The organism is Streptomyces sp. NPDC044984 (genome assembly GCF_040646935.1).
Taxonomy (GTDB): Bacteria; Actinomycetota; Actinomycetes; order Streptomycetales; family Streptomycetaceae; genus Streptomyces.
On record NZ_JBEZBE010000006.1, the window covers coordinates 121,771 to 133,706 of the forward strand.

9 protein-coding genes and 1 pseudogene are annotated in these 11,936 nt (G+C 71.3%); 5 read left to right on the top strand and 5 right to left on the bottom strand.

Annotated elements, in window-relative coordinates; translation table 11 throughout:
• A partial coding sequence (locus AB0A94_RS08740) for a DUF5753 domain-containing protein (protein ID WP_361740935.1) occupies positions 1-532 on the top strand: 532 nt, incomplete at its 5' end.
• Positions 529-732 (top strand): DUF397 domain-containing protein, encoded by a 204-nt coding sequence (locus tag AB0A94_RS08745; RefSeq protein WP_361740938.1) that lies wholly within the window; start codon positions 529-531, stop codon positions 730-732. The genes AB0A94_RS08740 and AB0A94_RS08745, both read left to right, overlap by 4 nt.
• Positions 733-1,058: 326 nt before the next feature.
• On the opposite strand, the pseudogene AB0A94_RS08750 reads toward AB0A94_RS08745, so the two are convergent.
• The 4 genes and pseudogenes from AB0A94_RS08750 to AB0A94_RS08765 form a co-directional block, all read right to left on the bottom strand.
• Positions 1,059-1,639, bottom strand: a pseudogene (locus AB0A94_RS08750) (helicase); the annotation flags it as partial.
• Between the two features lie 141 nt (positions 1,640-1,780).
• On the bottom strand, positions 1,781-2,458 hold the full coding sequence (locus AB0A94_RS08755) for a hypothetical protein (protein ID WP_361740940.1): 678 nt from the start codon (positions 2,456-2,458) through the stop codon (positions 1,781-1,783).
• Positions 2,459-2,513: 55 nt separating this feature from the next.
• The gene (locus AB0A94_RS08760; RefSeq protein WP_361740943.1) at positions 2,514-3,083 is read right to left on the bottom strand and encodes a serine/threonine-protein kinase; all 570 of its coding nucleotides are present in this window, start codon (positions 3,081-3,083) and stop codon (positions 2,514-2,516) included.
• A 393-nt stretch (positions 3,084-3,476) separates the two neighbouring features.
• Positions 3,477-4,889, bottom strand: a complete 1,413-nt coding sequence (locus tag AB0A94_RS08765) for an MFS transporter (protein ID WP_361740946.1) — start codon at positions 4,887-4,889, stop codon at positions 3,477-3,479.
• Positions 4,890-5,368: 479 nt separating this feature from the next.
• Between AB0A94_RS08765 and fusA the strand changes: the two genes are divergently transcribed.
• A complete protein-coding gene (gene fusA, locus AB0A94_RS08770) occupies positions 5,369-7,420 on the top strand; it encodes an elongation factor G (protein ID WP_361740949.1) in 2,052 nt (683 codons plus the stop codon).
• A 110-nt stretch (positions 7,421-7,530) separates the two neighbouring features.
• On the opposite strand, the gene AB0A94_RS08775 is transcribed toward fusA, so the two are convergent.
• Positions 7,531-9,324 carry a coagulation factor 5/8 type domain-containing protein gene (locus AB0A94_RS08775; protein WP_361740952.1) on the bottom strand — a complete coding sequence of 598 codons (1,794 nt, stop codon included), beginning with the start codon at positions 9,322-9,324 and terminating at the stop codon, positions 7,531-7,533.
• A 277-nt stretch (positions 9,325-9,601) separates the two neighbouring features.
• Between AB0A94_RS08775 and AB0A94_RS08780 the strand changes: the two genes are divergently transcribed.
• Both AB0A94_RS08780 and AB0A94_RS08785 read left to right on the top strand, forming a co-directional pair.
• Positions 9,602-10,918 carry a sugar ABC transporter substrate-binding protein gene (locus tag AB0A94_RS08780; RefSeq protein ID WP_361740954.1) on the top strand — a complete coding sequence of 439 codons (1,317 nt, stop codon included), beginning with the start codon at positions 9,602-9,604 and terminating at the stop codon, positions 10,916-10,918.
• Positions 10,919-10,932: 14 nt separating this feature from the next.
• Positions 10,933-11,925: a sugar ABC transporter permease gene (locus tag AB0A94_RS08785; protein ID WP_361741333.1), complete on the top strand. Its 993-nt coding sequence runs from the start codon at positions 10,933-10,935 to the stop codon at positions 11,923-11,925.
• The last annotated feature ends 11 nt before the right edge of the window (positions 11,926-11,936 follow it).

Below are 11,936 nucleotides of genomic sequence, written 5' to 3' on the forward strand. Positions count from 1 at the left end.
GGCGGAGGCGGTTGAGCTGCATGTGTATGCCAACCAGGCCGTTCCGGGGTTGTTGCAGACGGAGGAGTACGCGCGGGCTGTGTTCGACACGCGGCGCCCTCTTCTGGACGAGAGGGTCATCTCTGAGCGGGTGGCGGCGCGCATCGCTCGGCAGGAGATCTTCGACCGGCAGCCCTTCCCGACGATCAGCTTCGTGATCGAGGAGTCGGTACTACGGCGGCCGATCGGCGGGTGGGGTGTGTGGCGTGGGCAGTTGGAGGAAATCTGCCTTCGAGGGCGGAGCCGGAACGTCGAGGTTCAAATCATGCCGACCGAGGTCAGTGAACATGCGGCGCTGGCTGGTCCGTTCACCTTGATCGAGACGGCCAGAGGCCAGAGGATCGCCTATGTGGAGGTGCAGAAGGAAAGTCGTCTGCTCCTTGAGCGGAGTTCGGTGCGTGAGCACGAGGAGCAGTACGGCATCCTCCGGGCACAGGCGCTGACGCCGCGTGAGTCGTTGCAACTGATCGAGAAGCTACTGGGAGAGAGATGAACGCCGTGGACGAAGCTAAGGCGAACGGTGAACTGGTCTGGCGCAAGAGCACCTACAGCAGCGGCGAGGGTGGCGAGTGCGTGGAAGTCGCTGTCGCTGGCGGGGTCGTCCATGTGCGGGACTCGAAGCAGGCACTGGAGCACGGGCCAGTGCTGACGGTTGCCTCGGCGGCGTGGTCGGTCTTGCTCAAGGCGATGTGAGCTGGCCGTTCCACGGTCGGTCGAGGCATATCGTGACTTGCGAGGTCGGCGCTTCTCTCAATGAAGCGCCGACCTGCGCTATGAGGAGCGGCGCTCAGGCCTTGCGGCTCCCAGGCGGAGTCCAGCGGCCAGCGGTGATCTCCTTGTCCAAGCGAGCTTGGAAGTGCGCGTGCGCGGCACGCATCTCGGCCTCACGGTCCGCCTTGACCTTCTCCCTCGGCACCGCGACCTCGGGCGACCGCGGCCAGCCGTCCTCCGCGCCCCACACATCCGCCCGCCGCGAGATCTCCCGCTCGGAGATCTCCAGCCGGCGCACGACCAGTCCCCACCAGCGGGATCGCGAACCGCGTCCACAGCTCGTGCTGGAACTGCTCGAGCACGTGCTGCGGGGTGACGACGAGGATGCGCTCGCCCCGGCCGCGGCGGATCAGCTCGGCCGGCGTGAGACCGATCTCCAACGTCTTGCCGAGGCCGACCACGTCCGCGATGAGCAGGCGGGGGCGCAGGTTGCGGCCGGACAGGGCGAGCTGGGCGGGGCGCTGCTGGTAGGGGAGGGCGTCCAGGAGGAAGGAGTCCGCGAGCCCGCGCTCGGCCTGCGGCAGCGGCGTCTTGCGCAGCACCGCCTCCAGGAACAGGCGGGAGCGGCGGAAGTTCGGGGAGTCTCCCGCACCAGGCGGGTCAGCTTCGGGTCGAGCAGTTCGATCCGGTCGAGCCTGTCGAAGAACACCGCCTCCTGGTCCCGTACGAAGTCCGACGCGCCCACCGCCTCGATCCTGGCCCCGTCGTGCTCGGTCCGCGTGGCGTTGCGCACCGGCCACACCTCGTCCCGTACGAGGATCTGGGCGCCCGGCGGGTACTGGGCGTCCTCACCGCTCGTCGCGGGAGCGGTGCTCAAGTCGGCGGTCACGAGGGGCCTCCTGGGCGATCGTGTCGATGGGGTGGACGTGGGGCGGTGCGGACGACCGGTGGCGGGGGCACGGCCGGACCGGCGGGGCGTGGGGCCGGGGGAGCGGGCGTGAGGCCCGTCCCGGCCGACCGGCCGCCGGTGTCAGAACGGGGCCTTCGCCGCGTACGCGGTACGCAGCCGCTCCGCCGTCCTGCGGGCCTGGACGGAGTGGCGCAGCGAGTGCGTCGGCCCCTTCGGCCGCTGGGGATCCGCGGGCGGGCGGCGGTCCGGCGCCGGCTGTTCGCGCCGGGACCCGTCGGGACGGTCCCGCGGCTCGGCGGGTACGACACCGGGGGAGCCGGGGACCCGAGGATCGGCGGGGCCGGGGGAGTCGTCGTCGTGGGACGGAGCGACGGCGGGGCTGCCGGAGCCGGTCTCGACCGGGGTGGCGGGGGAGACCGGCGGGGCATCGGCCGGGGCCGGTGTCTCCAGCTCGGCCGGGCTGATCTCCGTGGCCGGGGTGTCGTTCGCGGGGGCGGGCCAGGCGACGGTGGGGATGCCGTCGGAGGGTGACTCCCTGTGCCGCTGCCCCGCCGTGTGCGCGGTGAGCCTGCGACGGGCCTGGGCGATCTTCATGCCCCGGGCCTCGATCACCGAGCGGCACCGCTGCACCACCTCGGTCAGCGACGGCCGGACGGCGGCGTCCTGGGCGAGCATGCCGGTCAGCAGCGGTTCCAGCTCGTCCGGCACGCCGGACAGGTCCGGTGCCGTACCGGGGTCCGTGACCAGGTGGAACACCATGTACGGGGTGGCCGCCTCATGCGGGTAGTGGCCGGTCACGGCGAAGAGCAGCAGGGCCCCAGCGCGTACACGTCCACCGCCGCCGTCAGCGGCTTCACGCCCGCGGCCTGCTCCGGGGCCATGCAGATCGGGGTGCCGACGACCTGGTGGGGGGGGCGGTGAGGGAGACGGACGACTCGGTGAACGCGGCCAGACCGAAGTCGATGATCTTCGGGCCGTTCGGTCCCATCAGCACGTTGGCCGGCTTGAGGTCGCGGTGCAGCAGGCCCTGGGCGTGCACGGCCGACAGCGCCTCCGCGAGGACCGCGCCGAGCGCCGCGGTGAGGACGGACGGCAGCGGCCCGTGCGTCTTGGCGTGCCGCGCGAGGTCCGGGCCGTCCACGTACTCGGTGGCCAGCCACGGTTGCTCCGCCTCCGCGTCCGCTCCCAGGAACGCCGCGATGCGCGGACCCCAGATGGTCTTGAGCACCTCGATCTCCTGCGCGAACCGCTGCCGGGACTCGAAGTCCACGACCGACGGTTTGATCACCTTCACCGCGGCGGGCTCACCGCCGAGGGACTCGCCCAGGAAGACCTGGCCCATGCCGCCCTGGCCGATCCGGCCGAGGAGCTCGAAGTCACCCATCGAGGGCGGGTCCTCGGGATTCAGGGGCGTGATCTGCACGTGTGTCCTCGACATTCGGTCCTGGCGAGCGTCCGATCAGCCGCGATGCGTGCCTGGGGACACGGTAGTGGATGGGGGAGGAAGCAGGGACAGGGGTTGCGGAACGGAGATATCCACCTCTATGAGTGAGGAACGCGCGGAGGGTTCGGGCCGGTGGTGGTGCGCCGGCTAGGACCCCGCGTCCCGGGACGGGAGCAACTGCCCCCCGGGTCAGCCCGCCCGCAGGCCCCGACCGCCCGTCCCGTGCGGCCTCGCCCACCACCATCCGCGACCTGGAAGGCCACGTCGGACACGACCTCGACGAGAGCGCCGACGCCTTCGCCCGCGAAAATGCACCGCGGCCCCCTTCCGCCCCGGACGGGGAAGGGGGCCGCGGTGCGGACGCCGGACGGTTCAGGAAGCAGTCGTGGCGACGGGGCTCTCGTTCCGGTCGGAGGTGTCGACGGCCTCGCCCTCGTCGAGCCCCACGTCCTTCGTCTCCTTGCCCAGCAGCAGCGCCACCAGGGTCAGCAGCGCCATCGAGGAGAGGTAGACGCCGACCAGCCACGGCGAGCCGTCGCCGGCCTCCCACAGGGCGACCGCTATGAACGGGGCGACGGCCGCGCCGAGGATCGAGCTGACGTTGTAGGAGATCCCGGAGCCCGTGTAGCGCACGCTCGTCGGGAAGAGCTCCGGCAGCAGCGCGCCCATCGGGCCGAACGTCATGCCCATCAGCGTGAAGCCGAGCACCAGCCACAGCACCACGCCCAGCGTGCCCAGGCCGATCAGCGGCACCCAGACCAGCCCGAAGACCAGGATCCCGGCGGTGACCAGGATCAGCGTGGAGCGCCGGCCGTACTTGTCGGCGAGCGGTCCTGAGACCAGGGTGAACACGGCGAAGAACAGCACCCCGAAGATCATCATCAGGACGAAGGTGGTGTAGTCGTATCCCAGGCCGGGCACGGCGGCGTCCTCGGGGGTGCGGCCGTAGCTCAGCGAGAACGTGGTCATCAGGTAGAAGAGCACGTACGTCGCCAGCATGAAGAAGGTGCCGAGGACCAGTTGCCTCCAGTGGCCGCGGAAGACGGTGGCCAGCGGCAGCTTGCGCACCAGCCCGGCCTCGCGGGTCCTGGAGAAGACCGGCGCCTCCACCAGGCGCATGCGCACCCACAGGCCGATCGCGACCATCACCGCGGAGAACAGGAACGGGATGCGCCAGCCCCAGCTCAGGAAGGCGTCCGAGGGCTGGGACGGGTCGGCGCCCGCCGCGGACGGCAGCAGCGCGCCGATGATCAGGAAGAGGCCGTTGCCGATGATGAAGCCGAGCGGGGCGCCCAGCTGCGGGAACGTGCCGTAGAGGGCGCGCTTGCCCTTCGGGGCGTTCTCGGTGGCGACCAGGGCCGCGCCGCTCCACTCGCCGCCGAGCGCGAAGCCCTGCGCGAGCCGCATCAGCACCAGCAGCGCGGTGGCGACCCAGCCGGCCTGCGCGTAGGTGGGCAGCACGCCGATGAGGAAGGTGGCGATGCCCATGGTGAGGAGCGAGGCCACCAGCGTGCCCTTGCGGCCGAGCCGGTCGCCGAGGTGTCCGAAGACCACGGCGCCGATCGGGCGGGCGACCATCGCGGCGCCGAACACCGCGAAGGACGACAGCAGGGCCGTCGTCGGGTCGCTGCTCGGGAAGAAGAGCTGGGGGAAGACCAGGACGGCGGCGGTCGCGTAGATGTAGAAGTCGTAGAACTCGATCGTCGTGCCGATGAGGCTCGCGATGAGGACCCGGGACCGGGAGTTGGCGGGAGCCGGGGCCGGGCTGGTGGTTGGTGCGGGCATTTCACGGTCTTTCCGGGGAGGAACGGTCACCGGCGGCGTACGCCGGCGGCCCGCACGGCACCACGCGTCCCCCTCGCGGGAGGCCGCGCGAACCGTGTGGGCCGTACAACGATCTCAGACATCTCGCTGGCCGGAAACGTCGTATCAATATGTGAGACGTGGATATTGCGTGGCCCGACCTTCCGCTCCCTCCCTACACTCACCGAGCAGACGCCGCCCGTCCTGGGGCAGCGCATCCATGACCAGTGAGGGGAGACCGGCCGTGCGCGACCACGCCACCGTTGCCGCTCCCCGTTCCCGGTCCCGTCGGTCCGTGGTGATCCTGGTGTCCCGGTCCGTCCGGTGCCCACTGCGCGCCCGGCACCGGATACCCGTGACGCACGTCTGATCTTCGACGCCCCGCACATCGGGGGCGTTCGACGTCGTGCGTCGGGGACATCGCGCCGCCCTTTTCCGGATCATCCGAAAGGCCACGGGCCATGCGCACCAACCCCCTCGCCACCGTCCGCAACCTGGGCATCCTCGCCCACGTCGACGCCGGCAAGACCACCGTCACCGAGCGGATCCTGTTCGCCACCGGCACCACCCACAAGCGCGGCGAGGTGCACGACGGGACCACCGTCACCGACTTCGACCCGCAGGAACGCGACCGGGGCATCACCATCTTCGCCGCCGCCGTCAGCTGCGCCTGGGACGGCCACCGGATCAACCTCATCGACACCCCGGGCCACGTCGACTTCGCCGACGAGGTGGAGCGCGCCCTGCGCGTCCTCGACGGCGCGGTCGCCGTGTTCGACGCGGTCGCCGGTGTGGAGCCGCAGAGCGAGTCGGTGTGGCGGCAGGCGGACCGGCACGGTGTGCCGCGGATCGCGTTCGTCAACAAGATGGACCGGGCCGGCGCCGACCTGGACGCCGCCGTCGCCTCCGTCCGGGAGCGGCTGCACCCCGCGCCCCTGGCGGTGCAGCTGCCGATCGGCGCGGAGGACACCTTCACCGGCGTCGTCGACCTGCTGCGCATGCGCGCCCTGACCTGGACCGACGAGGGCGAGGCCCGCGACGCGGCACCGGTGCCGGACGAACTGCGGGAGGAGGCGCACCGACGGCGCCGGCTGCTGGAGGAGGCCGTCGCCGAGCTGCACCCGGGCGCGCTGGAGGAGTTCTGCGACACGGGCGCGCTCGGCACCGGCACGCTCGCCGCCGCCCTGCGGGACCTGACCCGCAGCGGTGACGCCGTCGTCGTGCTGTGCGGCTCCGCCTACCGCAACCGCGGCGTCGAACCGCTGCTGGACGCCGTACTCGCCTACCTGCCGTCGCCCCTCGACGTGCCGCCGGTCCGCGGTGCGCACGCGGGCGACGGCGCCGAGCAGCGGCGGGCCGCCGACCCGGCGGCACCGCTGGCCGCCCTCGCGTTCAAGGTGAACGCCACCGCCACCGGGCGGCTGACCTACCTGCGGGTGTACTCGGGAACGATCGAGAAGGGAGACACGGTGTGGGACGCCACCGCACGCCGCTCCGAGCGCGTCGGGCGCATCCTGCGCGTCCGGGCCGACCGGCACGCGCGGCTGGACCGGGCCGTCGCCGGGGACATCGTCGCCGTGGTCGGACTGAAGTCCGCCCGCGCCGGCTCCACGCTGTGCGCGCCGGACGCCCCGCTGGTCCTGGAGCCTCCGGGGGTCGCCGAGCCGGTCGTCTCCGTGGCCGTCGAGGCACTGAAGGGCACGGACACCGGGCGTCTGGCGTCGGCGCTCGCGCGGCTCGCCGAGGAGGACCCCTCGCTGGTCGTGCGCACCGACCCGGAGACCGGTCAGACGGTGCTGTCCGGCATGGGCGAGCTGCACCTGGAGGTCGCGGTGGAGAAGATCCGGCGTGAGCAGGGGCTGGGCGTCACCGTGGGCCGTCCCCGGGTCAGTCACCGGGAGACCGTCGGCCGCGGGGTGTCCGGGTTCGTGTTCCGGCACGTCAAACAGGACGGCGGGGCGGGCCAGTTCGCCCACGTCGTCCTGGACGTCGAGCCGCTGGACTCCCCGGAGTCCGGCTTCGAGTTCCGCTCGGCGGTCGTCGGCGGGCGGGTGCCGCAGGAGTACGTCCGTGCGGTCGAGGCCGGCTGCCGGGACGCCCTGGCCGAGGGGCCGCTGGGCGGTCACCCGGTGACCGGGCTCCGCGTCACGCTCACCGACGGGTCGACCCATGTGAAGGACTCCTCGGACACCGCGTTCCGCACCGCCGGCCGGTTCGGGCTGCGAGGCGCCCTGCGGGCCTGCGCGATGGTCCTGCTGGAGCCGGTCGCCGAGGTCACGGTCACCGTGCCCGAGGACGCGGTGGGCGGGGTGCTCAGCGATCTGGCCGCCCGTCGCGGCCGGGTGACCGGTTCGGTCGTCCGGGCGGGTGCCACGGTCGTCACCGCGACCGTGCCGTTGGCCGAACTGTTCGGCTACGCCACGCGGTTGCGCAGCCGCACCCAGGGCCGCGGCACCTTCACCACCCGGCCCACCGGCTACGCCCCCGCGCCGGCCCCCGCGCCCGTGCGGTAGGCGCAGCACGGCGGCCCCTCCCGCGACTCAGCCGGGAGAGGCCGCCACCGGTGCCGCAGGGGCACGCCCGACCGTCGGCGTCGGCCATGGCGTGCCCCCCGGCGCCGGGGTCAGGGGTACGACACCACCGTGGACGGCACGGTGGTGGTGCCCGAGGTGGGGGCGCCGGTGTCGTTGATGACGCACTCGTACTGCCCGTGCCCGCTCAGCGAGACGACCAGCAGGTCGTGGAAGCGCACGCCCGGACGGTCCGGGGCGGCGAAGCCGTGGTGCTGGACGATGCCCGGGTTCACGTTGTAGTAGCAGTAGCTGCCCATGCCCCAGCCCTCGTGGGTGGTGACCCGGTCGCCGACCTTGTAGGCCGCGTAGCCCTTGATCGAGCCGTTCTGGATGGCGGCCTGGTCGGGGGCGTCGTACGCCTTCTCGTTCTGGAAGAAGATCGTGCGGCCGCGCTCGCCGTTCCACTGCACGTCGTACTTGTTGAAGTGCTCGACGAACAGGCCGGTGGCGAGGACGTCGTGGCCGTTGACGACGACGCCGTAGTCGCAGCGGTTGGTCTCCCAGCCGACGCCGTCGCCGTGGTCGGCGCGCCAGACCCAGGTGTGGTCGACGATGGTGTGCCGGGCGTTGACCACCATGCTGGTGGTCGCCCTGCCGGGACCCGCCCCGCCGATCCGGATGAACACGTCCTGCACGGTGATGGGGTTCGCGGAGTGGTTCCGGGACGCGCCGTCCGGCCCGACCTCCAGCAGGACGGGCGAGTCGACCGGCCCGGCGTCGATCAGGAAGCCCGCCAGCCGTACGCCGTCGACGTCGGCGACCTTCAGGGCGGTGACGCCGTTGTCGGGGATCAGGGTGGCGTAGCCGAGACCCAGGACGACCGTGCCGGGACGGTTCACCCGGACCGGCCGGTCGACGTGGTAGATGCCGGGCGTGAGCAGCAGGTGGAGGCCCTGGTCGAGCGCCTGGTTGAGGGTGGCCGCCGAGTCGCCCGGCTGGGCGACGTAGAAGCGGTCCAGCGGCAGGGAGGTGCCGCGCGGGGTGCCGTTGCCCCAGGTGACGCCGCGGGCGTTCGTCCGCAGCGCGGGCAGGAAGACGCGGTACCGGTCGCCGTCGAGGTACAGGAAGGGCTTCTCGCGGGAGATCGGCGTCGTGGCGAGCGTGGTGTACGGCGGGTCCGGGAAGCTCTGTGCGGGGGCGCCCTCGACACCCGAGAACACCATGTTCCAGACGGCGTTGGTCCAGCCGCCGACCGAGCTGTCCCGGGTGTACCACTGCTGCTGCGAGTACGGCCCGACGGTGCCGTCGACGCGGCTGTCGGCGATGTAGCCGCCGCTCGCCCAGCCGTAGCCGGACGGGGCGAGGTCGAGTCCGCCGCGTACGTGCATCCGGCGGAACGGGGCCGCCTGAGCGACCGCCCACCGGTTGGTGCCGGTGACCGGGACGAGCGCCAGGTTCTCCGCCGAACGCCAGAAGTTCTGCGTGGCGTTGCCGTCGAACCAGCCGGCGTCGACCGTCACGTCACCGTTGATGGTGGTGTCGTCGGGGGAGAGGCCCAGTCCGGAGATGGAGGTGTAGAAGCCGAGTTGGGCGTTGAGCCCGTGGTACGTGCCCGGCTTGAACAGCAGCTGGTAGCGGCCGGTGCCGAACTGCGCCGACTCCTGCCGGGCGAACACCTCGTCGAGCCTGGCCTGGATGCCCGGCGTGGACGGGTCGAAGACGATCACGTTGGGGCCGAGATCGCCGCCGCCCTTCAGCCGGCGCGGCTTCTTGCGTCCCGCCGCGGGCGCGGCGGAGGCCGCCGAGGGCAGTCCGGCCAGGACGGGGGCGGCGGCCGCGGCGCCGAGGACGGTGCGGCGGCCGATGGCCGGCGGCCGGGAGGACGACGGGGAGTCGGACGTCATGGGGCTGGCTCTCCTGGTTCGGGAAATGAACGGCGTGGGGTGCTGGGAGCGCTCTCTCGACGCTGAATGGTTCATCCGTGGAACGGGTGAGTCAAGGGGGCCGGCGAGAGTCGGGTGAGTCCGTCCAAACCCTTGACGTGCCGCCTCCGGAGGGTTTAACTCACGTCCTAAATTAAGCCGTGAGGCGCTTTCTTCGTGCGGTGCCGTCCTGTCTTCGTGCGGCGCTGCCTTACGTACGGAGACGCCTCATGCACCCCGGAAAGGGACATCAGGAGCCATGCGCAGTATCCGAGCCGCGGCCACAGGCGCCGTCATCCTGTCTCTCGCACTCGCCGCCTCGGCCTGCGGAGGCGGATCCAGCACGGGCGGCGGGTCCGACGACTCGCCGAAGGAACTCACCTACTGGGCCTCCAACCAGGGCGCCGGCATCGAGGTCGACAAGAAGGTCCTCCAGCCCGAGCTCGACAAGTTCGAGAAGCAGACCGGCATCAAGGTCAAGCTGGAGGTCGTGCCCTGGTCCGACCTGCTCAACCGGATCCTCACCGCGACCACCTCCGGCCAGGGCCCGGACGTCCTGAACATCGGCAACACCTGGTCCGCCTCGCTCCAGGCGACGGGCGCCCTGCTGCCGTGGGACGCGAAGAACTTCGACAGGATCGGCGGCAGGGACCGCTTCGTCGACTCCGCGCTCGGCTCCACCGGCGTCGAGGGCCAGGACCCGGCCGCGGTCCCGCTGTACTCGATGGCGTACGCCCTCTACTACAACAAGCAGATGTTCGCCGACGCCGGCATCGACGGCCCGCCGGCCACCTGGGACGAGCTGGTCGCCGCCGGGAAGAAGCTGTCGAAGGACGGCAAGTGGGGCATCGGCATGGAGGGTTCGAACCCCTCCGAGAACATCCACCACGCCTTCGTCTTCGCCAAGCAGCACGGCGCCGACTTCTTCACCGCCGACGGCGAGGCCGACTTCACCAACGACGGAGCGGTCGCCGCGGTCAAGCAGTACGTCGACCTCATGGCCAAGGACAAGGTCATCGCCCCGGGCAACGCCGAGTACGCCCAGAACCAGTCGGTCAGCGACTTCGCCAAGGGAAAGACCGGCATGCTGCTGTGGCAGTCCGCCTCCGCCAACCTCAAGTCCCAGGGCATGAGCGAGGACGCCTACGGCATCGCTCCCGTGCCGGTGCAGTCCGGCACCCCCGGCCCCGGCAAGCAGGTCAACTCGATGGTCGCCGGCATCAACCTCGCCGTCTTCAAGAACACCGACAACCTCGACGGCGCCACCGAGTTCGTGAAGTTCATGACCAGCGACGCCGAACAGAAGATCCTCAACACGGCGTACGGCTCCATCCCGCCGGTCAAGACAGCCCAGCAGGACCCGGCCTTCAACTCCCCGGCCAACGCCGTCCTGAAGGACACCCTCGCCAAGAGCGCCGTCGCCCTGCCGCAGGTGCCCGACGAGTCCCAGTTCGAGACCGCCGTCGGCACGGCCGTCAAGGAACTGTTCGCCGACGCCGCCGCCGGACGCGCGGTGACCACCGACTCGGTGAAGGCCGCGCTCACCGAGGCGCAGCAGCAGATGCCCGAGAAGTGAGCCCCGACACCACCATGACCGCCACCGCGCCCGCAGCCCGGGCCGCCGTGCGGAAGAGCTCCCCCGGTGCGGCGCGCGGCCCCCGCCGCCGCCCCGGGCGGATCCGCCGCATCGGACTGCCCTACCTGCTCCTGCTGCCCGCCCTGCTCCTCGAACTCCTCGTCCACCTGGTGCCGATGGTCATCGGCATCGTGATGAGCTTCAAGGAACTCACCCAGTTCCACATCCGCGACTGGGGCACCGCCCCCTGGGCCGCCTTCGACAACTACTCGGTGTCGGTGGACTTCGACGCCCCCGTCGGCAAGGCCCTGCTCGACTCGTTCCTCGTCACCATCGCCTTCACCCTGCTGTCGGTCGGCCTGTGCTGGCTGATCGGCACGGCCGCCGCGATCTGCATGCAGGACACCTTCCGCGGCCGTGGCCTGCTGCGCGCCCTGTTCCTGGTGCCGTACGCCCTGCCGGTCTACGCGGCCGTCATCACCTGGGTGTTCATGTTCCAGCACGACAACGGCCTGGTGAACCACGTCCTGCACGACCAGCTCGGCGTCACCGACAAGCCGTCGTTCTGGCTCATCGGCGACAACAGCTTCTTCGCCCTGCTGACCGTCTCCGTCTGGAAGGGCTGGCCGTTCGCCTTCCTCATCGTGATGGCCGGCCTGCAGAACATCCCGCGCGAGCTGTACGAGGCCGCCGCGCTCGACGGCGCCGGAGTGCTCCAGCAGATCCGCCGCATCACCCTGCCCTCGCTCCGCCCGGTCAACCAGGTGCTCGTCCTCGTCCTGTTCCTGTGGACGTTCAACGACTTCAACACCCCGTACGTCATGTTCGGCAAGACGGCGCCCGAGGCCGCGGACCTCGTCTCGGTCCACATCTACCAGGCGTCCTTCGTCACCTGGAACTTCGGCACCGGCTCCGCGATGTCCGTCCTGCTCCTGCTGTTCCTGCTCGTCGTCACGGGCGTCTACCTCGCCCTCACCTCGCGCGAGCGGAGGGCCTCGCATGCCTAGCACCCCGCCGA

Bases quoted from the DNA above. Each gene is read 5' to 3' on its own strand.
- AB0A94_RS08765 (WP_361740946.1), bottom strand. From the start codon at position 4,889: ATGCCCGCACCAACCACCAGCCCGGCCCCGGCTCCCGCCAACTCCCGG.
- fusA (WP_361740949.1), top strand. From the start codon at position 5,369: ATGCGCACCAACCCCCTCGCCACCGTCCGCAACCTGGGCATCCTCGCC.
- AB0A94_RS08745 (WP_361740938.1), top strand. From the start codon at position 529: ATGAACGCCGTGGACGAAGCTAAGGCGAACGGTGAACTGGTCTGGCGC.
- AB0A94_RS08775 (WP_361740952.1), bottom strand. From the start codon at position 9,324: ATGACGTCCGACTCCCCGTCGTCCTCCCGGCCGCCGGCCATCGGCCGC.
- AB0A94_RS08785 (WP_361741333.1), top strand. From the start codon at position 10,933: ATGACCGCCACCGCGCCCGCAGCCCGGGCCGCCGTGCGGAAGAGCTCC.
- AB0A94_RS08780 (WP_361740954.1), top strand. From the start codon at position 9,602: ATGCGCAGTATCCGAGCCGCGGCCACAGGCGCCGTCATCCTGTCTCTC.